19 protein-coding genes are annotated in these 23,920 nt (G+C 33.8%); 16 read left to right on the top strand and 3 right to left on the bottom strand.

From position 1 onward, the window contains the following. Positions 1–33: 33 nt before the first annotated feature. The 3 genes from AAG068_RS25555 to AAG068_RS25545 are packed head-to-tail and all read right to left on the bottom strand — an operon-like array spanning position 34 to position 5,814. Entirely contained in the window at positions 34–3,084 is a 3,051-nt protein-coding gene (locus tag AAG068_RS25555) for a type I restriction endonuclease subunit R (RefSeq protein ID WP_342716288.1), read from the bottom strand. Beyond that, entirely contained in the window at positions 3,077–4,243 is a 1,167-nt protein-coding gene (locus AAG068_RS25550; protein WP_342716287.1) for a restriction endonuclease subunit S, read from the bottom strand. Before AAG068_RS25550 ends, AAG068_RS25555 begins: the two co-directional genes overlap by 8 nt. Next, positions 4,240–5,814: a type I restriction-modification system subunit M gene (locus tag AAG068_RS25545; RefSeq protein WP_342716286.1), complete on the bottom strand. Its 1,575-nt coding sequence runs from the start codon at positions 5,812–5,814 to the stop codon at positions 4,240–4,242. Before AAG068_RS25545 ends, AAG068_RS25550 begins: the two co-directional genes overlap by 4 nt. Before the next feature lie 210 nt (positions 5,815–6,024). On the opposite strand from AAG068_RS25545, the gene AAG068_RS25540 reads away from it, so the two are divergent. From AAG068_RS25540 to AAG068_RS25465, 16 genes are all read left to right on the top strand, one after another. Further along, a complete protein-coding gene (locus AAG068_RS25540; RefSeq protein WP_342716285.1) occupies positions 6,025–7,305 on the top strand; it encodes a TniQ family protein in 1,281 nt (426 codons plus the stop codon). Positions 7,306–7,308: 3 nt separating this feature from the next. Continuing rightward, positions 7,309–9,972 (top strand): TnsA endonuclease N-terminal domain-containing protein, encoded by a 2,664-nt coding sequence (locus tag AAG068_RS25535; protein ID WP_342716283.1) that lies wholly within the window; start codon positions 7,309–7,311, stop codon positions 9,970–9,972. Between the two features lie 7 nt (positions 9,973–9,979). Next, entirely contained in the window at positions 9,980–11,125 is a 1,146-nt protein-coding gene (locus AAG068_RS25530) for an AAA family ATPase (protein ID WP_342716281.1), read from the top strand. Between the two features lie 4 nt (positions 11,126–11,129). Beyond that, complete coding sequence (locus AAG068_RS25525) at positions 11,130–12,035, top strand: TniQ family protein (RefSeq protein WP_342716280.1); 906 nt, start codon at positions 11,130–11,132, stop codon at positions 12,033–12,035. 557 nt (positions 12,036–12,592) lie between these two features. Next, a complete protein-coding gene (locus AAG068_RS25520) occupies positions 12,593–13,270 on the top strand; it encodes a response regulator transcription factor (protein WP_342716279.1) in 678 nt (225 codons plus the stop codon). Positions 13,271–13,719: 449 nt separating this feature from the next. Further along, positions 13,720–14,733, top strand: a complete 1,014-nt coding sequence (locus AAG068_RS25515) for a siderophore ABC transporter substrate-binding protein (RefSeq protein WP_342716278.1) — start codon at positions 13,720–13,722, stop codon at positions 14,731–14,733. Positions 14,734–14,752: 19 nt separating this feature from the next. Then, the gene (locus AAG068_RS25510) at positions 14,753–15,769 is read left to right on the top strand and encodes an ABC transporter permease (RefSeq protein ID WP_042514534.1); all 1,017 of its coding nucleotides are present in this window, start codon (positions 14,753–14,755) and stop codon (positions 15,767–15,769) included. Next, positions 15,766–16,830 carry an iron chelate uptake ABC transporter family permease subunit gene (locus tag AAG068_RS25505; protein WP_342716276.1) on the top strand — a complete coding sequence of 355 codons (1,065 nt, stop codon included), beginning with the start codon at positions 15,766–15,768 and terminating at the stop codon, positions 16,828–16,830. The genes AAG068_RS25510 and AAG068_RS25505 overlap by 4 nt, the downstream gene beginning before the upstream one ends. Then, positions 16,827–17,579 (top strand): ABC transporter ATP-binding protein, encoded by a 753-nt coding sequence (locus AAG068_RS25500; RefSeq protein ID WP_342716275.1) that lies wholly within the window; start codon positions 16,827–16,829, stop codon positions 17,577–17,579. The genes AAG068_RS25505 and AAG068_RS25500 overlap by 4 nt, the downstream gene beginning before the upstream one ends. Positions 17,580–17,926: 347 nt before the next feature. Then, complete coding sequence (locus tag AAG068_RS25495; protein WP_342716274.1) at positions 17,927–18,886, top strand: nuclease-related domain-containing protein; 960 nt, start codon at positions 17,927–17,929, stop codon at positions 18,884–18,886. Positions 18,887–18,929: 43 nt separating this feature from the next. Then, complete coding sequence (gene psiE / locus AAG068_RS25490) at positions 18,930–19,331, top strand: phosphate-starvation-inducible protein PsiE (RefSeq protein ID WP_000671178.1); 402 nt, start codon at positions 18,930–18,932, stop codon at positions 19,329–19,331. Between the two features lie 142 nt (positions 19,332–19,473). Then, complete coding sequence (gene speG, locus AAG068_RS25485) at positions 19,474–19,989, top strand: spermidine N1-acetyltransferase (RefSeq protein WP_001071087.1); 516 nt, start codon at positions 19,474–19,476, stop codon at positions 19,987–19,989. 437 nt (positions 19,990–20,426) lie between these two features. Next, positions 20,427–21,974 (top strand): ABC-F family ATP-binding cassette domain-containing protein, encoded by a 1,548-nt coding sequence (locus tag AAG068_RS25480; RefSeq protein ID WP_342716273.1) that lies wholly within the window; start codon positions 20,427–20,429, stop codon positions 21,972–21,974. Positions 21,975–21,979: 5 nt separating this feature from the next. Then, the gene (locus tag AAG068_RS25475; RefSeq protein ID WP_342716272.1) at positions 21,980–23,173 is read left to right on the top strand and encodes an MFS transporter; all 1,194 of its coding nucleotides are present in this window, start codon (positions 21,980–21,982) and stop codon (positions 23,171–23,173) included. A 157-nt stretch (positions 23,174–23,330) separates the two neighbouring features. After that, on the top strand, positions 23,331–23,564 hold the full coding sequence (locus AAG068_RS25470) for a DUF3955 domain-containing protein (protein WP_342716271.1): 234 nt from the start codon (positions 23,331–23,333) through the stop codon (positions 23,562–23,564). A gap of 100 nt (positions 23,565–23,664) precedes the next feature. Continuing rightward, entirely contained in the window at positions 23,665–23,904 is a 240-nt protein-coding gene (locus AAG068_RS25465) for a DUF3947 family protein (RefSeq protein WP_342716270.1), read from the top strand. The last annotated feature ends 16 nt before the right edge of the window (positions 23,905–23,920 follow it).

Raw genomic sequence — 23,920 nt, 5'->3', positions numbered from 1 at the left:
TTTCTTCATTAGAAGAAACCATCTTTTTTGGTGTCAAGCATTAATTGGCCAATCTCTATATTTCTCCTTTGCTTCATCAACAATCGCGTTCATAATAAATTGTAGTTGTTGACCAGAAACTTTTTCTTTAATAAGAACTTTTGTAACGGCAATACGTACTTTTGCTAAAACATCGGTACGATGAACCTCTGTCCAGCCAGGACGAAATTCTCTCTTCATTTCTTTAATTACTTTGTGAACTAAATCGGCAATAAACTTATTTTCAAAGGAATGTTCCCCCATGTTAGCGATAATCTCATAGAAGGAAGCTTCTTCTTCGGTTAGCCCTAAATCTTTACGTTTTTGTTCCTCAGTCATCATTTCATTACGCATTTCTGTCATAATACGTACTACGTCTGCTGCATTAATAATGCGGTTATGATATTCATTTAATGTTTTCTCTAATAGCTCACTCATTTTTTGAGATTTTGCCTTGTTTTTAGAAAACGTTAATTTTACTTGGTCTTCTAATAGTTGTTTCAATAATTTTAAACGTAAATCTTCATGTTTTTTATCTTTTACGTCTAATATAAATGCTTCATCTAGAATAGATACATCTGGCTTTTCTATACCTGCAACGGCAAATATATCAATTGTTTGGCGGGTTACGAGACTATCATCTATTAATTTGTTTAATTTTTGTTTTAATTGTTCTTCTGCTTGAAAATCCTTCATACTAATTTTGCGTATTTGGGTTTTTACAATTTCATAAAGCAATATTTCATCTACTACAGGTCTTACAATCATTTCGTTAGAAACAAGTTTATAGGATTTAGATAATTTTAATTGAGCCTCTAAGAAATCTTTTTCTATATCCATACCTAAAAACTTTCCTAGTAGTGTTGCAAATAAATCTTCTTGCTCAATTTTATTCAATTTGCGCCAATCTTTCGGACGTAAATGTACTGGTACATATTGTCGTATAATCTCTAAATTCCCCCAAAATATCTCTAATGCTTCTTCCATATCAAAAAGTGCTTCTTTTGGTGGTTCGATACTATTTGTATATTGTTTTGTTGCCTGTTTTAATTGGTCTACAATACCGATGAAATCAATAATTTGACCGCCTTCTTTTTCTGGAAACACCCGGTTAACACGTGCGATTGCTTGAATTAAGTTATGACCTTTCATAGGTTTGTCGACATATAGAAATGTCATTGGTGGAAAATCTGAACCTGTTAAGAACATATCTACAACTAAGCATAGTTTTAATGGATCTTTTGGATCTGCTAATCTTTCTTTGATAACTTTCTTTTCTTCTTCATTTTTTATATGTGAGTATTGGCTACCTTGTTGTACGTCTTTCCATTCTATTGGATCGTCTGTTCTTCCTCCTGTCATAACAATTTCCATTTGTGGGCAATTAGGTATTTTCTTTAGTTGGTCATACAAAGCTACGCAAATATGCCGACTCATCGTTACTATTAAGCCTTTTGCAAAAGGTTGCTCAATGCTAGCCGTATTAAAGTGGTTTACAATTTCTTTTGCTAATTGCTCTAATCGTTTTGGTGTTCCAACGACCTTTTTTAATGCTGCATATTGACGCTTGTACTTTTCTAATGCATCATCATTTGAACCATAAGCAACGATGTCAGCTAATTCTTCATCAATATTTAGATTAGTTAAATCTAATGGAATTAAGCGAGAGTCATATGTTAATTTAACAGTTGCACCATCGTTTACCGATTGAACCATGTCATATGTATGAATTATAGGCCCGAATTGTTCTGTAGTATCTCTTCCAATCATAGAAATTGGTGTACCTGAAAAGGCAACATGAGAAGCATTTGGTAAAGCTTGTCTTAAGTTCCCCGCAAATCCTTTTACACCATATTGAGTGCGGTGTGCTTCATCGGCAATAACAATAATATTGGAACGATCAGATAATATAGGGTGTTCATTTTCATTATCTTTTAAGCGGAATTTTTCAATTGTAGATAATACAATTTGTCCACCTTCATTTTGTAATAAATCACGTAAATCATCTGCTGAACTTGCTTGAAATACCTTGCCTATAAAACTTTCCGCACTAACAAATGTTTTATATAATTGTTCATCTAAATCTGTGCGATCTACCTGCAAAACAATTGTTGGGTTTTTTAAACCTTTTGAACGGCGTAGTAAATTTGCTAAAAATAGCATAGTAAAAGATTTACCTGAACCGGTACTATGGAATACCGTTCCAATCTTTTTATTTCCATTTGGACCAGAAGCCCGTAACGCTTCCTCGTATGCAATCGTTGCTCCAAAATATTGATGGTACTTTGCCCCGATTTTAACACTAGCCTGTCCTTGTGCTTTAAAGAAGATAAATCGTTGAATGTACTCCAATAAACGTTCCTTTGAAAATAATCCTTCAATTAATGTTTTCATAGATAATATAGGATTATTTTCAATTGTACGTCCATCTTTTGACTTCCATTCGGAAAAATATTCAAATGAAGCAAAGGGCATCCCATGCATTGTTTGTACTCCATCTGATAGGACAACAAAAGCGTTGTAGTCAAATAGTTGTGGAATATCTTTTACATAATGTTGTAATTGTAAATGGGCACCTCGAACAGATGGGTCTTCACGGTAAGGGCTCTTTAATTCAAAAACAACTAATGGAATACCATTAATATAAATGATAATATCAGGCCTGCGAGAAAAACGGCCCTCAATTGCTAGCTGGTTCATAACAATGAAATCATTATTTTTTGGGGTACCCCAATCTATTAAATTAACATCTGTATATTTTGTTTTTCCGTTTTCTTCATAAGAAAAAGTATATCCTTTAACTAGGAGTTCATGAAAACGTTCATTTCTTTTTTCTACATCCAATCCATCTATTGTGGTTAATAATGAGACTAAGCGTGGAATCTCATTAGATGGAATCATTTTATATTTATCATAAAGGAACGTTGATAAACGTTCCTTTATTATTACTTCATGTAAATTATTGCGTGTCATCCATTGGTGCGCTGGTAAGTATGTGTAACCTTCTTGTTGTAGTCTCTCGATGGTTGTTTGTTCAAAATCTGATTCATACAACCGACTAGCCATTTATTAACACCTCTTTCGTTATTTGTGCGGCTTTTGTTACTTTAATCTCTCCCGAGAGTAGTCGGGGTAAAAGATAGTTACGTGTTTCTGTCAAAGTTCGATTTTGATAAATATTTAGCATTATTTGGTTTGTTAAATTTAATAGCATATCATTGAATTTTAATAATACTTCTTTAGGAGGAATTGCTACCTTAAATTCACCCATTTGTCTCCAATTTGTTCTTGGCATTCTCGTGCCAGAAGAAGAATTGCTGCAATAATCAATAAACACATCTTGACTAAGAATACAGACTAAAAAACCATAAAACACCTCTTCTTTAGCGTTAACAACTAATATATCTGTAGAACAAATACCATTAATGGGTGCAATTCCTACCTTTTTGAAATAAGGGCGTAATTTACCAAATAAGATATCCCCTTTAGAAAAAAATGTTTTTGAGCTAGTTACTTTTTCTGAGGTTTCCCAATCTAATAGCGCAATACTTCTTTTTGGCATATGCTCTAATCCAATATAAGGAACAATACTTTCAAGTTTAGCTACATTAACATTTTTTCCAACTACCTTAGCGAAATCTTTTAACTTCCCTACTTTCCATCCTTTTGGAATTAATCCTAACTCACTTTCTTCAAATTCTTCATCTTGAGATAATCCAAAATCAATAGCCAAATGTTTATATAATGTTTGTGCCATCTGTTCGAGAGTGTGATTGATATCAAAATTTATCTCTATTTTATCTTCAATAGACCCGATTAAATCTGCAATTTGGTTTTGTATTTTAATAGAAGGTAATTTAATGGGAAGAGGGTGCACATGATTCCTATTTAAGGTAGGGACACCGCTACCAAAATTGAATTTGTGAAAGTTAAAATTCTCAAGTAAATATGCCACAAATTTTGGATTGTTTCCCTTAAAATCTTGGACATATAAAGTGGTATTTAAAGGCCAAAAATCCTCTTTAATATAAAAAGATTTTCCTAAAGTACCACTTCGTCCAGTTACTACTCCAGGGCCTTTTACCTTACATTCATTGTGATTACCTACTAAACCATTTGAAGCATATATGGGGAAGGGACCATTGCTTCTTTTGCCAGTAGGTAAGTCGTAGCCACGTTTTAGAGTAATGGCATCACCTAAGGTGCAAGTTATCCAATCGCTCATAACATTCCCTCCAACTTCTTTAAAATTTGCTTTTGAAGTTGATCACTTTCTTCAAACTGGTTACGTAATGTTGTAATTAATTCACCCATTTTTTCTTCAAATGGTATACCATCATCTATTTCTGTTTCCGTGCCTACATAAATACCAGAAGTTAATTTATAGTCTTGCTTTCGTACCTCTTCTAATGAGGCTACTTTACAAAATCCTACTTTGTCGTCATATTTTCCATCTATATTACGATATTGGTGATATACATTGGCTATTTCATTAACTTCTTTTTCCGTTAATACTTTTTGGCGACGTGATACTAATTCTCCTAACTCCCGAGCATCAATAAATAAAATTTCTTTTTTGCGTTCTCGATAGCTATGATTTCCATCCCTGTTTTTACTTAAAAAGAATAGACAACAAGGTATACCTGTTGTAAAGAATAATTTTTCAGGTAATTGAACGATACAGTCGATATAGCCTTGTTCGATTAACGCTTGTCGTACTTCTTTTTCACCATTAATATTTGTTGTCATAGCACCATTCGCGATAACATATCCCGCTGTACCAACATCACTTAAGTGATGCAAGAAATGCTGCATCCAAGCATAGTTAGCATTACTATCCGTTATTTTTACTCCTTCTAATCCCAATACATTGAAACGTGGGTCATCATTAGGAATACGGTCTGCACCCCAATCTTTCATATTAAAAGGTGGATTTGCAATAACATAGTCTGCTTTTAAATCAGGGAATTGATCATTTAGTAAAGAATCACCTAAACGAATATCAGCATTGATACCATGTAACAATACGTTCATTTTGCCTAATCGTACGTTGTTTTCTTTGATTTCTTGTCCATAAAAAGACAAGTTACGATTATGTTGAGAATAGTCATCAGATTGAATAAACATCCCACCTGAACCGCATGCTGGATCAAAGACCTTTCCCTCTGTTGGCTCAAGCATAGCAACTAATAAGTTTACAATAGAGGACGGTGTAAAGAACTCTCCACCACGTTGTCCTTCTGTAGATGCAAAGTTTCCGATAAAGTATTCATACACTCGGCCTAATATATCAACACTATTTTCGTTGGAGGCACTAAAAGCATCACGTGAAAAAATAGTAATAAGTTGAGCGACATTCTCTATTGGTAAAGAAGTTGCACGTTGGAAGATTCGAGGTAAGGTTCCTTGTAATTCTGTGTTTGTTTCCTCAATCAACTTCATAGCGTTGTCAATTATTTCTTTAATGTTAGATTGATTTGCATTAGCACGGATATAGTCCCAATGAGCCTTTTCTGGAATTATAAAGACATTGTCGGATCTATATAAATCATCCATGCTAAGAAATGTTTCACGTATTAAGTTATCTCCGGCTGCATAAAAATCACTGTCCGGATTATCCGTCATAGCTTCAATTTGTGCTTTACGTTTGTCATAACGTAACGATAGATATCTCATGAAAATTAGTGGTAGTACATAATGCTTATAATCAGCCGGTGAAACCGGACCGCGTAATTGGTTCGCTGCATCGAATAAATCTGTTTGGAAATTTATATCTGCCTTAGGTTGAGTACTCATTATAATCCTCCTGCTAGTACATTCATTATATTTAATTATATCATTCATCGAGTTTTTAGAATAAGGATTCATAAATGTTTTATTTGGAAGAATTAGTAGTTTATATACGAACATATATGTCCATATTTGTAATAGGATATTTTACAAAGTGCGGTGTTGAAATTGCATTATGCATATTCAAAAAGAAGTCAATTATATGGAGTTAAATCTATGGGAGTAGGAAGTCCTTATATTGAATGCTTAACAAGTTACTTGATTAGGTTATCAGAAGTACATAAAGTTTATCCGTCCTCGTTACTTTCTTATATCGTTGCACCAATACTTGATAAAGAATTTTTTATCAACAGTGTTAAAAGGGGAGGGAATAGATTTTACGATGGTGCCCGAACAATTAATACTTTTGAAAAAAATGCTGTAGACATGGTAACTGTTTTAGAAGATCTAACAGGAGTAAAGCATTTAGATCAATTGACATTAATGGGATTGAAGGACGTAATTCCATCGCGGTATTTACTAAAGAATCATTTATCTTGGTGTCCATCATGTTATGAAGAACAAATGAATAATGAAGAAAGTTATTATAATCCATTATTGTGGCACCTTGAGGTAGTTAAGGTATGCCTTAAGCATAAATGCAGATTAGAAATATATTGTCCTTCTTGCAATAAAAATCTCCCTATTTTACACAGGAAAAGTCAAAACGGATACTGTGTATATTGCAATACATGGCTCGGTATAGAAAAAGATAGTGATCCAGATTTATATAACCTGGATAATAATCCTAAAATAACTTTAATGGCGGAACAATTTATAGAATATAAAGAAAAGATATCAGTTTTAGGAAATAGACAACAAATCATTAGAAATTTAAATTACCTTGTTGAAACTTATGAACGGGGGAATCTACAAAGGTTTGCGAAGAACTTAAACTTAGCAAAAACGACTCTTTGGGATTGGTGTAAAGGAAAAGTTTTACCACCCCTTCCTAGGGTACTTGAAATATGTAGCTTATTTGATATTTCACCGGTTTATTTCTACACCCAAGATATCAGTATAAATAAAAATCTAATTATCTTGAATGTAGAGTCTCTTTTAAGGAATCAGGATACAAGAGAAATTAGATTTGATCGCAATAGGGCGTTGTCGATACTTGGGGAATATGCCAACAATTCAGAACGCATTATATCTATGACTGAATTAGCTAAGTTGATAGGCTACCCCAAAAGAACACTTTATGAACATTTTCCAGACCTATGCAAGATTATTTCTGCAAAGAATAAAGAATTTATTAAAAGACGAACAATACAGGCTTATGAAGATAATTGCTTAATAATTGATAAATGTGTTGAAATTCTAGGAAAGCATGGCGTATATCCGAGTAGAAGAAAGATAGAAGAAATTGCACATAAGCCGGGATTACTTAAAGAAAAGAAGTTAAGGGAGTATTTAAATAGATTAATGCAAAATGAATTTTCTAATGACGGGAGGTAAGTTATGTTCAGTGAACAGGAGTTTCAAAGCTGGTGTATTTTATTAGATTTTACCAAAGAGACAGTTAGTACACTTCAAAAAATCCGGACATCACCGCCTTCTCGTAGTGTTAGGAGTTCAAAGAAAAACTTATCTGGGAAATACCCAAGTAAGAAAATGGGGATGTCTATTCAATACGAGAGTTATACAGTTGAACTAGTTGCTATGTACCTAATGGAATATGATGATGATGTACTCGAATATTATGATCAGCCTATTACCTTAAAGTTAGATTATTCTCGTGAAAATGGTAAGAGAATATCTTTTTATTACACCCCAGATTTTTTAGTATTAAGAAAAGATGGTGCACAGATTGAGGAATGGAAAACAGAAGAACAACTGGTTAAGCTCTCAGAAAAAGATCCAATAAGATATTTTAAAGATGAAGAGGGGAATTGGAGATGTCCACCTGCAGAAATTGCAGCCAGTCAATTAGGCTTGGACTTTGTTGTTCGATCATCGGCTGAAATAGATATAAAGGTGCATAGAAATCTTATATTTCTAGAGGCGTATCTCAAGAATGGACACTATACAGTATCAGAGGACAAGAAAAAAGAAATTATTAATATTCTTTCTTCGAATTTAGGAATGAAATTATCTGAACTGCTCGCTTCTTTAAAAACAACAAATGCTGATGATGTATATACATTGATTGTGAAGAATGAAATATATGTGGATCTGGTGAAATATATAATTGCCAATTCTAATGATGTACCAATTTTTTTGAGTGAACAGCATAGCAAGGCATTTGAAAGTATTAATTCAACAAAAACTGAAAATATTCATCCAATAACAGCTGTAACAATAGATGTTAATGCGACAGTTATGTGGGACGGAATTGTTTGGAGGATTGTAAATGTAGGTTTTCAATCCATCTCGCTTTATTCGGATGAAAATGGATTGTTAGAACTACCTAAAATACATTTTATAGAGTTGCTGAGTAACGGTAGGATAGATCTCAAAAATGAAAAAGAGGAGAGTAGAAAATATGTGCCCTTTATAGAAAATATATTAGAAATGGGACCAGAAGAGTTGGCAAAGGCTAATAGAAAAATAAATGTAGTTAAGCGAAAATTAAATGGTGAAAAAATACCTAGTAGTGAAGTTTCTGAAAGAACTTTGAGACAGTGGGTAAAAGATTACAAAGAGGCTCAACAGATATATGGAAATGGATATATAGGTTTATTAACTAAAAATCAAAGCAAGGGTAATCGAGAGAAAAAGCTTCCAGCTGAAACAATATCTCTAATAGAAGAAGTAATTGAAAGGGAATATGAGAATCTTAAACAGAAGAATAAAACGATCGTATACGGACAGCTAATCATTCTATGTGAAAGTAAAAATATTCCTGTTCCAAGCTTTAAAACATTTTGCACGGCTATTAAGCATAGAAATCGGTATGAACAAGTCAAGAAAAGACAAGGAGAACGGTCTGCTTATAAGCATGAGCCGTTTTACTGGAACTTAGAAAGAAGCGTTCCAAAGCACGGGGATAGGCCTTTTGAGATTACACATATAGATCATACACAGTTAGATATTCAGGTTGTATGTTCTAGGACAGGGAAAGTATTAGGAAAACCATGGTTAACATTATTAGTGGATGCTTACTCTAGAATGGTCCTTTCTCATTATATTACCTTCGAGCCACCTAGTTACAGATCAGTGATGGTAGCATTGAGAGAATGTGTGCGTAAATATCATCGACTTCCGCAATCTATTGTAGTGGACGGAGGAAAAGAATTTCACAGCATTTATTTTGAGACATTTACAGCTATGTACGAAATTAACAAAAAAGTAAGACCACCAGCAAAAGCTAGATTTGGAAGTGTAATTGAAAGATTGTTTGGTACTTCGAATTCTAATTTTCTTCATAATCTAAGGGGAAATACTCAAATTATGAAGAATGTTCGACAAGTTACCAAGGCTGTAAATCCTGTAAATCACGCGATATGGACTTTGGGAAATTTGGAAGATGTGCTTGATAAATGGCTAGTGGAGGTATACAGCAACAATGTACATCCATCATTAGAAGGGCTTACGCCTAATGAAGCACTTAATGAAGGCATATATAGAACAGGGGAGCGGAAACTTGATTTCATCACGTATGATGAAAACTTTATCGTTACTACTTTGCCGTCTACAAGGAATGGGGTAGCTAAAGTGAATTTACGTACAGGTATTAAAGTAAATTATATAAATTATTGGAGCCCTGCTTTAAATAATTCTATGCTTGAGGCGAAAAGTGTACCTGTGAGATATGATCCATTTAATATCGGAATTGCTTACGCGTATGTAAACAAAAAGTGGATAACGTGTACCTCTGAATATTATCATGAATTAAAAGGGAAAACGGAACGAGAGTTAAAATTAGCTATGGAGGAAATTAAGAAAAGAAAACAAAATTATGTCAAAGGATATAGCATCACAGCTAAGAAAATTGCTGAATTTATTAATAATATTGAGGAAAAAGAGAAATTAATGGCAGAGAATATGAAAAGACAATTGTCTTCTGAAGGGGATCAGAACGAATTTGAAGAACAATGTCCTTCTTCTATTTCATCAAAGGCTAAAGATTTATTGGAAAATATGGAATTTCAAGAGTTTGATATCTATAAGAAGGGAGGCTGAGATTAAGATGAATAAATATAAAGAGAATGAGAATAGACCTTTATTTGTTGAACAAGATAAGAAGTTAAAGCAATTTGAAAGTCTTGTGGTAGAACATACTATAATTAAACAAGTCAAAGAACAACTCATATCTTGTATCCTTAATCCGGCAGGAACCTTTATCTTTTTAGTTCTTGGACCAAGTGGGGTAGGAAAAACAACTTTAGCCCACGTGTTAGAAGAGTATTTCATTGAACAAATGAAGGAAGAATTAGTAAGGGATCGAGGGAGAATTCCTATAGTAAGAACTGAAGTTGTAGGATTCGATTCTGGAAAATTTACTTGGAAAGATTATTATTATCGAACTTTAGAGGCATTACAGGAACCACTTATAAATCATAAGGTTGTTATAGAAAACCAAAAGGATAAGGTGCAAAATTCTACAATTAACTATCATAGTAAATCTACCTGGTATGCGTTAAGAAGCTCCCTTGAGAACGCATTTAAGTTTCGAAGACCTGTAGCTTGTATATTGGATGAAGCACAACATTTGCTAAAAGTATCAGGCTCTAAAAGTTTACAAAATCAACTAGATACTATTAAGTCTTTAGCCAATCAAACAAAAGTACCTCACATATTAGTTGGTACATATGAATTAAAAGAATTTTTTAATTTAAGTGCTCAGCTTAGTCGTAGGACAATTAGTATACACTTTCCAAGATATAAAGCAAACAATGTAGATGAATACCGTACATTTTTATCAGTAATTCGTATGTTGCAAAAAAACATGCCTCTAGAAGAAGAACCGAATTTATTACAGCATGCAGATTTTATTTATGAGCGTACATTGGGTTGTGTGGGTATATTAAAGGATTGGTTAACTCGTTGTCTTGGAGATGCTCTTCATAATCAAAAAAGCACTATTACAAAAGAAATGCTACATAAATATGCTATGCCAATCCAGGCTTTAGAAATGTTGTATGGGGAAATTGAACAAGGTGAAGCTTTATTTGATGAAAATGAACAACATAGGATGAATTTCTTATATAAAATAGGATTAAAAGAGAGAGAGGAAAAGCAAGCGGAAAAAACAGTTGCGACTAGAGGGCGTAAGGTAGGAATGCGTAATCCCAAAAGAGATCCTGTAGGTAAACAAGATTATATGGAAGGCTGAAAATATGGATATATCTAAAAAGCCAACAGTTAGTTATTTCTATCCTATAAAACCTATAAATATTGGTAATCCAATGGTTGAATGCTTAAATAGTTATCTTAAAAGACTTGCTGATGCGCATAATGTTAAATTAAGAACCCTTGTTTCTCATATTATTTTTTTGCATCCAGAGAAGCGTAACTTACTTTCTAAAGAACCTCAACAGGGAAGTTTTATCAATCAGACTTCTTATTATAGTATGGCAAAAAGTACATCGATAATTGCTGAATCCTTAGAACTGTTAACGTTACAAAAAGGTTTTAAGTACATGACGATGCTAACTTGGAAGGAAGTTGTATATTCTCAGAATTTATATAATTTTCATAAGAAGTGGTGTCCCCACTGTCTTGATGAATGGAAGAAGGTTGATGAAGAAATATATGAACCATTTATTTGGTATTTTGATTGTGTCACTGTATGTTTGAAGCATAAAAGAAAATTAGAAGCTTTGTGTCCTAATCCAAAATGTAGGAGAGAACAAGTAGCTATTAGACAGTCTCGGGGTCATTGTTATGCATGTGGTAATTGGTTAGGACAAAGAGAATATGATTTTTCGGAAAAGCAATATGAGATAACTCAAAGAGATGAATGGATTAATAAAAGTATAGGAGAATTGTTACAAGTAGCTCCATACATTGTTCCTCCGACAATAGAAGAGATCTCTTTAATGATTGAACAGTATGTAACAGTTCTTTTTCAAAGTGACCATCGCCAGTTTTGTAAAGCGGCGGGAATACATCCTATGACTCTAAAAGCAATTATGCTTAGAAAGCAAAGAATATCACTACAAGCACTTTTATCATTAAGCCTGTATACTAAAATTCCATTGTTAAAGTTACTGAACTTGTCGTATAAAAGTTCTAATGAATAAAATAGTAAGATTAAATACCTCATACTGATAATAGGTATTTTTATTTGTCCTGTTGTAACATTCACGGCAAGCTTATGGGTTAATAATTAATTCACGGCAAAGATATGCTTCCTTTTTCCTCGAACAATCAACTAAATCTCCTCAAAAACATGTGATTTCCGGCAAAGATATGCTTCCTTTAGCGGCAATTTTATGGGTAAAGTCACATGTTATGATATGAACCATAACTTTGCCAGATTGGCTAGGTTATGGTTCTTTTTGTTTTGTAGTTTTATAAAATGCTTAAGTTGAGGACAGTCCCCTTGAAACAGAAACTGAATGAATAGATATTGATGATAAGCAGGTAGATACAATCTACATTTAATGATTACATAATATGTATTTAAATCTTCATATCTTTTGTGTTTTCATCCATATATATTGTAAGATTATATAGAGTTCTCCTAATAAGCTGTTATAATGGCTTTTTTTAGGGGATTTTTATTTAAAAATTCTAAATGTTTTTTCTGAATAATTTTTATCTAACTAAGTTATATTGAAGTAGAGGTGAACCATCGGTGAGGCAGGTGTTAGTAATTAAGAATGAACGGTCTTTAGCAAAGAAAATCGTAAGCGGTTTAACGCAAGAGGGCCATTTCATTTTAAAACTTCACAATGAAAACCAAGGTTTAAATATAGCATATGAGCAAGATTGGGATATTATCATATTGGATTGGGATTCATTAAGTATATCGGGACCAGAAATTTGTAGACAAATACGACTTGTTAAAACGACACCAATCATTATTGTGACCAACAATATTTCTAGCGAGGATTGCATAGCAGGGTTACAAGCAGGAGCAGATGATTATATTAGAAAACCATTTGTGAAGGAAGAATTAGTGGCAAGAGTTCAAGCTATTTTAAGAAGAAGTGACTATAACCAGCAAAATGAGACAAACTTTTTTCAGTTTAAAGATCTCTTTGTTGATGCATCTAGCAATATTGTGAAAAAAGGTGGCAAAAATCTCTCGCTTACGAAGCGAGAGTACGATTTACTTGTATTTTTAATTAAGAATAAAAATACAATATTAAGCCGTGAAATGCTTTTGAACCAGGTTTGGGGATATGACGTAGTAGTAAATCCGAATGTAGTAGACTTATATATTGGGTATGTAAGAAAAAAGCTAAAGTGCGAGAAAAAAGACAGATATATTCAAACGATACATGGCCGAGGTTATTCAATGATTGAATGATACAAATAAGATAATAAAATAGTTTCTGTGAAATATTGAAAGAAAATCGCTATCAGGCAATGAATTATGAAATAATTAGCTATTAATGGGCATTTTTTTGCAGTAGACATCATGGATTATAAGGTGTCAATCTATCGGTTAGTACATGTGAAGGATGACTCTGGTGCGCATTAGTTGAGACCGAAAGTGCCTACTCGAAAAGACAATCAATATTCTCTGAAAAATAAAGGTCAATTAACACGCCAGACTTCACATATTACTTTTTATGCTTGATTTTATGAATTCACACCATTCACAAGATTTTCACATAATTAATGACTATACTTATTAACAGGATGTTTAAATGAAAATGATTATCAATAGCAGTTTGGGTACATAAAAGTTATTATCTAATTTAATCTATCGATGTTGTCATTTTCGAACTAAATTACATTATAAGGAGTATACGTATGAAAAAAACTATGCTTTTAAAATTAGTAAGTATTCTAGCAATTTTCACTTTAATGTTAGTAGCTTGCTCAGATTCAAGTAAGGAAACTTCGAAAGCTAATAAAGGTGATAGTAGTGATAAGCCAAAAACGGTTGAAATCACTGATGCTCATGGAACTGTTAAAGTCCCTGTAAATCCAAAAAATGTAGTTGCTTTAGATAATAGAACGTTTGAAACTTTAGCTGATTGGGGAATTAAACTAGCGGCTGCTCCAAAGGATATCATGCCTGCGGATTCAGCATATAAAAAAGATGATTCAGTTAAAAATATCGGGAATCACCGCGAACCAAATCTTGAAATCATTGCAGCGGCAAACCCTGACCTTGTAATCGTTGGTCAAAGATTTGCTGATCATTACGAAGAAATCAAAAAATTAGTACCAAATGCAGCTGTTATTAATCTTAATTTTGATGTTTCTGAGAAGGCTACTAAGCCTGGAGAAAACTTAGTAAAAGGACTTAAAGATTCTACAACTACTTTAGGCAAAATCTTTGCTAAAGATAAAGAAGCTAAACAATTAATAGCTGATTTCGATAAATCTATTGAAAAAGCAAAATCTGCTTATAACGGAAAAGATAAAGTTATGAGTGTTATTGTTACTGGTGGAAATATTGGCTTTGCTGCTCCACATTCTGGTCGCGTTTGGGGACCTATGTATGAAATTTTCGGTTGGACTCCAGCATTAGAAGTTTCGAATTCTACTGCAGGTCATAAAGGTGATGACGTTTCTGTTGAAGCTATTGCACAAACAAATCCTGATTGGCTTTTCGTATTAGATCGTGATGCTGCAACATCTGATGCAGCTAAGTCAACACCTGCTAAGGATGTTATTTCTAAATCACCAGCTCTTCAAAACACAACTGCTGTTTCTAAAAAACAAGTTGTTTATGCACCAGAAGATACTTACACAAATGAATCAATTCAGACGTATGTAGAGTTATTTGGAAATCTTGCAAAAACTTTAGCTAAGTAGTGTAAAGGGGTACGAAACAGTGTCAAAAAATATGATTTCTAGGGTTGAGAATATTTCTCAACCCCAGTTTTATAATCACAATAAAATATGGACAAAACCTTTTATAATAGCGGTTATAGTTGTTATAATTTTAGGGATTATATCACTGTTTACTGGAGTTTATGATATACGTGGACAAGAGGACGGAATGGAGATGTTTTTCATCACTCGTGTTCCGAGAACAGTTGCATTAATGCTTACTGGAGCTGCAATGGCGATGGCAGGACTCGTAATGCAATTAATTACACAGAATCGCTTTGTTGAACCTACTACAACGGGGACGATTGAATGGTCAGGCTTAGGCCTGCTTTTTGTGTATTTATTATTTCCTGCCCCGACTTTAGTTCAAAGAATGACTGGTGCAATCATTTTTTCTTTTATAGGAACTATGATTTTCTTTCTATTTTTAAGAAGAGTTAAGCTTCGTTCGTCTTTAATTGTCCCAATTATTGGATTGATGCTTGGGGCAGTTATTTCTGCAGTGTCTACTTTTATGGGACTTCTTTTTCAAATGACGCAAAGCATTGAAACTTGGTTCGTAGGTTCATTTGCTAACATTCAGGTGGGAAGATATGAATATTTATGGCTGATTGTTATCATTACTTTGCTTATTTTTATGTATGCTAATAGATTGACTTTAGCTGGACTAGGAGAAGATGTCGCAACAAGCCTTGGCGTTAATTACAATAGAATTGTTCTTTTTGGGACTGCTCTTATCTCTGTGGCAGTTGGAATTGTTGCAGCTGTTATTGGACACTTACCTTTCTTGGGATTAATTGTGCCAAATATTGTTTCCATGTTTAGAGGTGATGATCTTAGAAGTAATTTACCTTGGGTATGTGTGATCGGAATGGGGGCAATCACTGCCTGTGACATCATTTCTCGAACAATTATAAAGCCGTTTGAATTACCTGTTTCTTTAATACTTGCAACAGTGGGAGCGGTCGTGTTTATTACTATTCTATTGAGACAAAGAAAACCAAGGAGGCTGCGATGATCACATTAGAATATAAAAATAAAGAAAATGTCGAAATCGATTCTAGCCTTCATAATGAAAGTAGATCAGCTAGTGCTTTTCGTTCTAAGAAGGAAGCAAGACGTTATTGGATTTTACTCATAGCATTGATTGGTTTAGGTCTCCTTTCTTCATATGGACTTTTAGTTTACAACAATCCAGTTCCGATAGATTCACCTTCTTTTATCCCAGTTGTTAAGAGGAGGATAGTAGCTATCGTTGCAATGATTATTGCTGCAGTTTGCCATAGCTTATCGACAGTTGCTTTCCAATCTATTACGAATAATAAGATTATTACTCCTTCACTTTTAGGTTTCGAATCACTTTATTCAGCAATTCAAACGAGTACAATATTCTTCTTTGGCGCTAGTGCATTAATAAACTTTAATGGAATTGGATCATTTTTATTTCAAGTTGTTGTGATGGTCTTCATGAGTTTGATACTTTATGGATGGTTACTTTCCGGTAAATACGGGAATTTACAACTTATGCTTTTAGTTGGAATTATTATTGGTACCGGGCTAAATTCTGTGTCAACTTTCATGAGAAAACTACTTGCGCCTTCAGAATTTGATATTTTACAAGCGAGATTATTTGGTTCTGTTAATCATGCAGACCCTGCATATTTTCCTGTTGTAATTCCAATGATCATAATTGTAGCGTTATTAATTTTTACTCATTCTAAGAAATTGAATGTTTTGTCACTAGGAAAGGATGTTGCTACTTCTTTTGGGGTTAAATATCAACCTAGTGTAATTTATACGCTTGTGTTAGTAGCTATTTTAATGTCTATCTCAACAGCTCTAATTGGACCACTTACGTTCTACGGCTTTTTAGTAGCAACTTTGAGTTATCAGGCGGCGTCAACTTATGATCATAGATATATTTTCCCAATGGCATTTGCTATAGGATTTTTAATAATGACGAGTGCATACTTTTTAATGTATCATGTATTCCATGCTCAAGGTGTAGTTTCAGTTATTATTGAATTATTTGGTGGAATTATATTCTTAACTATAGTTTTAAGGAAGAGGGCTTTATGATAAAAATTGATAATGTTAAAAAGTTCTATACTGATAAGGTAAAAATAGGACCTTTGGATATTGAAATACCAAAAGCGGGCTTTACTTCTTTAATTGGACCAAATGGTGCTGGAAAGTCTACGACACTTTTGATGATTGGAAGACTTTTGGATATGGATGAAGGTCAAATTCAAGTAGCGAATATGGATGTTTCTGAATCCAAATCAAAAGACTTAGCAAAAGTTTTGACTATATTGCGACAAGAGAATCATTTTGTAACGAGGCTTACTGTTAGACAATTAGTTGGATTTGGGCGCTTTCCGTATTCGAAGGGAAGATTAACGAAAGAAGATGAGGTTATCATTTCTAAATATATCGATTTCTTAGATTTAACTAATTTAGAGAATAGATATTTAGATGAGCTTTCTGGTGGTCAAAGACAAAGGGCATATGTAGCCATGGTATTGTGCCAAGAGACTGAATATGTGCTATTGGACGAGCCTCTGAACAATCTTGATGTTGCGCGTTCTGTTCAAATGATGGAGCATTTAAGACGTGCGGCTAATGAGTTTGGAAGAACAATTTTGACTGTTATGCATGACATAAATTTTGCAGCTAAATACTCTGATAAAATTTGTGCTATGAAAGATGGACAAATTGCTGCTTTTGGAACAGTAGAAGAGGTTATGGACCCAGAACTTTTGACACATATTTTTGAAACAAAAATAGAGATTATTAATGGTCCTTATGGGCCGATCGCTGTCTATTAACGAAAAAATGAGTATGCAAAAAAGCTGCTGTCTATATTTTATAGGCAGCAGCTTTTTTTTATGTGATTGCCCATGAGGTTGCATTTATAAAAAAGCTCTTTTACATACGGTGAATGTTATTCTCACATTTTGAAAATGTCGTAATCAAAAGGGGAGAAGTACCATTATGCTTACAGTGCGATTTTCAGTGTGGTGATATACTGTTTATGAGTGTTTGCTGTGTCAGCTTTTGTCGGTAAGTCGATATTCTCTGTCGAATCGTCGATATATTGAAAAAATCGTTGATATATTGTGAGTTATCGTCGATATATTTGAAAAATCGTTGATATATTCTGGGAGGGCTAAAAATGATTGTAAAAGAGCGACAAATGCCAATCTATTTACGGCAATTAGAAGCGTTATTTAGGAGATTACCCGTTCATCATCCGAAACGAGATATGATTGTAGAAAGTTTAGCGAAGCATAAGGCTGGTTATAAAGGTGAACAAGCTATTAATTATCCACTAAGTTTCCTGTCGGAGGAGAAATATCGTATTTTGCACGATATAAGGTTGTTCGACCAAAATTACCATTTCCAAATTGATACGATTATCATTTCCGCCTATTTTCTTCTTTTCCTCGAAATAAAAAATATAGCGGGTACATTATTATTTGATTCAAAGTTTAATCAGCTTATTAGAATATCAGAGGGGAATTCAGAAGGATTTCCAGACCCAATTTTACAAGTGAAAAGGCAAGAGGAACAGCTTAGGAAATGGTTAAGTCTAAATGGATTTTCTCGTTTTCCAATTGAATCACTTGTTGTGATTAGTAATCCCCGAACTATTATTAAAGCTTCAGATGATAATCTCCTTAATACAATTATCCACAGTGCAAATTTACCTAATAAAATCAAATGGTTTGAGAGTAAATATAAGAAAAAAGCTATAAAAAATGTAGATATTCTTATTCGTCAAATAGTAGCCAACCACGCTTCATTACGGCAAAATATTCTTGAACAATTTAAAATTAAAAAAGAAGAGTTGTTACACGGTGTACAATGTGAGGTATGTTCTGTACTACCAATGTTTAAATTGAAAAAAGGCTGGTATTGTTCGAACTGTAAAGCTATCTCTAAAGTGGCGCACGAATTTGCTTTAAAAGATTATGCACTTCTTATTGGTGACACTTGTACAAATATGCAGTTGAAGAAATTTCTTAACGTTCAATCGAGTGCGACTGTCAAAAGACTCCTCCAAACAATGAACATCCCCCACACCGGCACTAACAAAGGCCGGAAATATGATTTAACCCACCTCCAATTATAATTTTGCTATAATAAATAAGTATTTACGTGAAGGAGAGTGTGAAATGAAGTTTAATATCGATCATTACATAGCTAGCGTTTTACAGTGGATATTAAATATAGCGTTAATTATATTATCCATTGTCTTATCTATCTTTTTAATTAACGAGACTATCACATTTATTCAATACATATTTTCAACAAAGGAATATACATCGTATAAATTAGTTGAGAGTATCATCGTCTATTTCTTATACTTCGAGTTCATCGCATTGATTATTAAGTATTTTAAATCGAATTATCATTTCCCGTTACGCTATTTTATTTATATAGGAATTACGGCTTTGATTCGATTAATTATTGTGTCTCATGAGGAACCGATGGAGACGTTGTTATATGCGGGATCGATTCTTGTTTTAGTTATCGCTTTATACATATCAAATATGAGAGATTTGAGAAAAGAGTAGTAGTGCAGACATAAGTTTGCACTGCTTTTTTATATCTTGACCTTCAAGTTACTTGAAAGTTTACAATGAAATTAGGGCGTTTGAAATTGAAAAAAATTGAGAAATTAAGTGAAGAGGTTTCTTTTACTTGGAGGTTATAGAAATGAATCAGGAATTGAAGTTACGTCCATTAGAGCGAGAAGATTTAAAGTTCGTACATGAACTGAATAATAATGCACATATTATGTCGTATTGGTTTGAAGAGCCATATGAGGCATTTGTGGAGCTGCAGGATTTATATGATAAGCATATACATGATCAAAGTGAACGCCGATTTATCGTTGAGAAAGATAATGAGATGGTTGGATTGGTCGAGTTAGTAGAAATCGATTATATTCACCGTAGAACAGAATTCCAAATTATTATTGATCCAAATTATCAAGGATATGGTTATGCAGCGGAAGCGACGCGTTTAGCGATGGATTACGCTTTTTCTGTATTAAATATGCATAAGATTTATTTAGTGGTGGATAAGGAAAATGAAAAAGCGGTACATGTTTATAAAAAGGTTGGATTTATGGTGGAAGGTGAATTGCTAGACGAGTTTTTCGTTGATGGTAACTATCATAATGCGATAAGAATGTGTATGTTTCAGAAGCAATATTTTGAAAGCAAGTAGTTGAATGATTTGGAAGTAATGTTGACGCTTCCTAAAACCGTGTGCTAAAATCCCTTTTAAGTATTAAGGAAGGTGCAGAACATGCTTTATATAAAATTTGTAAAACTCATTAGAAAACTTTGCTCCGCACAAATGTATACGGTGAAGCGTTGTACGGAGCTTAATCAAGGGGTATAAATCCCCTATATTCATCGGCTGAATAACTTTTCGAAAAAAGTATAGTTTACCTATGCTTATTTCGTTATGGTTTTTCAGCTGGTGTATAAAATAGATTAAGGGGCCATAGAAAATGCTTTGTCTATGGCCCTTTGTGTATATTATTCTGATGAGTCTTTACTGTAAATTGGAGTAGTATAGGAAAAACCACGAAGCAGAGGGCTAGTGTCGAATGACGCTATCTCTCTGCTTTTTTTAATTTCAGGAAAAGAGGAATAAAAATGAGTTTACTTAAAGTTGAAAGTTTATCACATAGTTTTATAGATAAAGTATTATACGAAAATGCTTCTTTTGATTTGCATAAAGGGGAGCATATGGGAATTGTTGGACAGAATGGTGCAGGAAAAAGTACGTTAATGAAAATATTGGTGGGGGAAATTATTTCTGATAAGGGGAGCATTAAGTGGCAACCTAATATTCAAATTGGACATCTTGATCAATATGCAGAAATTGATGGTAACTATACTATTTCACAATATTTAAAGCGAGCCTTTAATGATTTGTATGAAATGGAAGATAGAATGAACAAGTTATATGAAGAAAGTGCGATGACTGGAGATGAGAATCAACTATTAAAAGCGGCAGAAATTCAAGAACTGCTCGAGGCTCGTGATTTTTATTCAGTAGACAGCGTAATAAATAAGGTAGCAGCCGGTTTAGGTATTGATGCGATTGGGATGGATCGTATTATTGGTGAATTAAGCGGAGGGCAGCGTGCAAAGGTAATTTTAGCAAAGCTTTTATTAGAAGAGCCTAATATTTTATTACTAGATGAACCGACAAACTTTCTTGATAAAGAGCATGTTGAATGGCTTGCTAATTATTTAATGAATTTTGAAGGGGCGTTTATTGTCGTGTCACATGATTTTAATTTTCTAGAAAAAGTGACTTCTTGTATATGTGATGTAGAGTTTGGAACGGTGAAGAAGTATTACGGAAAATACTCGGATTTTGTAAGACAAAAGGAGCATTTGCGAAAAGATTATATTCGTCAATATTATGCACAACAAAAGAAAATTGAAAAAACGGAAGAGTATATTCGTAGAAATATTGCTGGGGTCAATTCAAAAATAGCACAGGGACGTAGAAAGCAGTTGCAACGTATGGAAAGAATTGCGCCACCAAGTTTTACTCATAAACCGTCTATTCATTTTCGAGAACTTCCCATTTCAGTTCAGACAGTTCTTGAAGTAAACAATCTTGAAGTTGGTTACGATTTTGCTCTCTTACCAAAGTTGAATTTTTCAGTAATGGGTGGGCAAAAACTTGTTATTACAGGTTTCAATGGAGTAGGGAAATCTACTTTGTTAAAAACAATCGTTGGAAATATTGCTAGTATTTCTGGAGGGTTTCACTTTTCAGAGCAAATAAAGATTGGATATTATGAGCAAGATTTAAATTGGAGCAATGATTCTTTAACGCCGCTTCAAATTATTTCAGAACAGTTTCCTAAACTGAATATGAAGGAAATACGTCATCATTTAGCTGCGTGTGGTGTGAAGGATACTCATGTTTCACAAGAAATTCGTACGTTGAGTGGTGGTGAACAATCAAAGGTTAAATTAGGCGGATTATTATTATCACCTTGTAATTTCTTAATTTTAGATGAACCGACAAATCATTTAGATGCAGAAGCGAAAGAAGCTTTGCAAAAGGCGCTAATTAAGTTTAAGGGGAGCATTATGCTCGTATCTCACGAAGCAAGTTTTTATCTTGATTGGGCAGATGGCACCTTTGATATAGAGACAGGATTAGTTAAGGGGGTGTGAAACATATGAGTGAAAACAATTGGAAAACGAAAATTATATTATTTTTGGCCGCTCAAACGATTTCGTTGTTCGGTTCCTCTCTCGTGCAATACGCGATTATATGGTATATCACCCTTACAACATCATCAGGAGTGATGTTGACCATTTCAACTGTTTGCGGCTTTCTACCACAAATTGCGATATCTTTGTTTGCAGGTGTTTGGATTGATTGTTATGACCGTAAAAAGATGATTATGTTATCGGATGGGGTTATAGCGATTGCGACGTTAGTCTTAGCAGTTTTATTTTTAACTGGATATAAAAGTATTTGGTTACTTTTTATAGTACTACTCATTCGTTCGGCTGGGACAGGGGTACAAACGCCCGCTGTGAATGCGTTAATCCCACAAATCGTGCCAAAAGATCATCTTATGAAAGTAAATGGGATGAATAGCAGTATTACATCTTTAATTATGTTTCTTTCTCCAGCAGCAAGTGCTGCAATTCTTTCTATTGCTAGCATTGAAACGACATTTTTTATTGATGTTATTACGGCTATGATCGGAATTAGTATTATGTTTATCATTCAAGTGGAGAGACATGTGAATGCAGAGAGTAAGCAAAAATCTAATCTACAAGGCATAAAAGAAGGCTTTGCTTATTTAAAAGAAAATGTATTTATTAAAAGGCTACTTGTTTTATTAATCATTGTCATGATTTTAATAAGTCCAGCTGCCTTTTTAACACCTTTAATGGTGACTCGTTCTTTCGGTGCAGAAATGTGGAGACTTACTGCTAGCGAGATGACTTTTAGTGCGGGGGCAGTAGCTGGTGGCGTGCTGATTGCAGCGTGGGGTGGTTTCCGTAATCGTATGCATACAACAGCGCTAGCTTGTGCGTTGTATGGACTGCTTATGATTGGACTAGGGATAGCTCCGGTATTTATTATGTATTTAGTATTTAACTTTTTAATTGGTATAACAATGCCGTGCTTCAATACACCGGTTAACGTGTTATTGCAGGAAAAAGTAGAACCTTCCATGCACGGACGAATGTTTAGTCTTGTACAAATCGCTAATTCATGCGCGCTTCCTTTAGGAATGATAATATTTGGCCCATTGGCTGATATGTTTAGTGTAGAAATTTTGTTAATTTATGCTGGGATATTCGTGCTATTATGTGCGATATATGTTGTAGTAAGTAAGAGATTTGAAGTATAAATATGTATGTTTGAAAAGGTTTGTGAGGCAATGCAAGATGCTTCGCAAACCTTTTTGTTTTAAATTTAGACAATGTATTTATTGTAAAACAATAAAAAAATATTGATTTTTGATGTGTTTTTAGATAGTATGATGTTAACAATCTAAGGATAATTATATGAATGGAGGAGAATTTGAAATGATAAATAAATACGTAGTATCTATTTCTTTCATGATTTTAGCGATCATTTCTTTAACTATACATGCTTCAAATAGTAAAGTGGGGGCGAATGGATTTCTTGAAGAACCTTTCTTTTTCCTAGTACCGACAAGTTATGTATTATTTTTGAGTGGTATTGGTGTATTACTATTTGAATTTATTGCTTCAAAGCTGAAAAAAAGTAATAGATAAAATGAAGTTTAAGTAGTGAGGGATCCATTAATCGGGACAAAACACTCACTATGAAATAGAAACATACGATACGGAAGAAAAATAATAAGTGAGCTGAATCATGATGGATCATTATTTTTATAGTGGTAGACAAGTGGGAGCAGCTATTACACTGGCAGGAGCACAGGGGACAATTCATGCTGTGAATCAAGCGATTCAAATGCAGCAACAAGCATATTTTGCACAAATGATGCAAGGACCGTATATGTCGTACTCACAGCTTCCGATGCAAAGTGTACATTACGATGTGCAACCAATGGGTTTATTTTCTATTCCGTATGGCGGGACATACTTCTTATGAAAGAAAGCGACTGATT

This window comes from Bacillus paramycoides (genome assembly GCF_038971285.1).
Taxonomy (GTDB): domain Bacteria; phylum Bacillota; class Bacilli; order Bacillales; family Bacillaceae_G; genus Bacillus_A.
Note: the sequence above shows the minus strand (reverse complement) of the source record. Positions and strands in the feature narration are given on the sequence as shown.